Annotated in this window: 1 protein-coding gene; it reads left to right on the forward strand. The window is 43.4% G+C overall.

All coding sequences use genetic code 11. The annotated features are described in order from the left end of the window. Window positions 1-1,625: RHS repeat domain-containing protein (locus ACFO8Q_RS08570; protein WP_380025357.1), on the forward strand; the 1,625-nt coding region annotated here is incomplete at its 5' end. Window positions 1,626-1,654: the final 29 nt, after the last annotated feature.

A 1,654-nucleotide genomic window follows, 5' to 3' on the forward strand; every position in this document is an offset into this window, starting at 1 on the left:
ATGTGATGACTCAATCTTTACTCAATGATGTATTCGCCGCAAAAGGCGGAAATGGAAACGGCAATGGCGGCGGATCTTCTGCAGCTCCTCCATTCGGTGGTAACGGGAACGGTGGAAACAGCGGAAATAATGGAAATGGCAATGGAAACGGAAATCAAGGCCATGGAAATGACGGGAATAATGGCAAAGGGAACAACGACGATAAAGGAAACAATGGCAAGAGTGACGAAAAACATGGCAAGGGACATGCCTATGGCAAGTACAAGAATCGTTTCAAAGGTTCCGAACAAGAGTTTAAGGAACGGTTCTATGTCCAGAACTTTACAAACGATGTAGCCAATCCATTACCTGAAGTGCTCATGACGACAAATGAAGAGAATGAAACCATAGGAGTCATGGCTTATGGGATGGGCTTGATCGGGAAGTCATATATCCCGGCAAACGATCCGAATAACGGCTGGGAGGACAATCCGAACAATTCGGAAGTCAATTCAGGTTCAGAATCAATCCCAGGCAAAGGAAAAGCGAACGGACATAACAAAGGGACTTTAGCGGGAACAGAATCCAATTCCGCAGAAACCGAATCCCTTGATCCGTCCGAATTCTACTATCTCCAAGACCGTATGGGTTCTGTAGTCGGATTAACCGACCCAACCGGGAAGATGATCACCAAATATCATTACGATGAGTTTGGTATCCCGCATCCGGGCAAGAAGTTTGACAAGAACTGGCCGGGCCCAGACAACACCTTCGGTTTTACGGGATTGGAGTATGATTACACAACCGGTTTGAATTACGCCCGTGCTCGTTATTACATGCCGGAGATTGGGCGGTTTATCTCGAAGGATCCGTTTGCTGGAACCATGGAGCTTCCGTTGACCCAAAGCGGGTACGCCTATGTGGAAAACAATCCTTTGCGATGGATTGATCCAAGTGGGATGAGCTCGACTGGGATTGAGGGAACTGGATCAGGCTTAGGTTTTGGGGATCTTAAAGCATCCGAACGAGAACAACAAATAAAGGAAGCTAAGAAAAATCTACTCTCGACTTTAACGACACTTCGTGATGATCATTTGAATTGGGCTCAGAAGCAACTAACATTGTATGATGCGGAATGGGCATTTAATTTCATCATGAATTATGACAGGGAAATTACTCACGAAAGTGAAGATGTTGGAGTACCGAAAGCAATGATTCAAGCCATTTTGTTTAGAGAGATTACAACTTTTAATCTGATGGATGCAACTGATGTAAAAAGAGTTGCATCAGGTGAATCAAAGACTGCTTCCGTGGGCCCAGGCCAAATATTTCCAAAGACTGCAATAGATGCGGAAAAGTTAGTTGAAGGTTCTTCAAATTATACTGAGGAAGAAATGTTTTGGAAGCTATTAGATAACAAGACAAATATTCATTACGTTGCGGTCGTGTTAAAAGCAGAATCCATACGCTTGAATATTAACTTAAATAATGCTAGCAGGGGGGATATACAGAAAGTTTTGGCTAAATATAACGGAACAGGCTCTTCGGCAAAACAGTATGGGGCATACGCTATCCAGTACTACGATGCATTTGTAGCGTATAACAACCGGATTAACCCCGCTTATTTGGACATACCTTCATTTTAGAGCTATTTTCATAGAGTTTCGTTTTATAT

The organism is Effusibacillus consociatus, assembly GCF_042652925.1.
Taxonomy (GTDB): Bacteria; Bacillota; Bacilli; order Tumebacillales; family Effusibacillaceae; genus Effusibacillus; species Effusibacillus consociatus.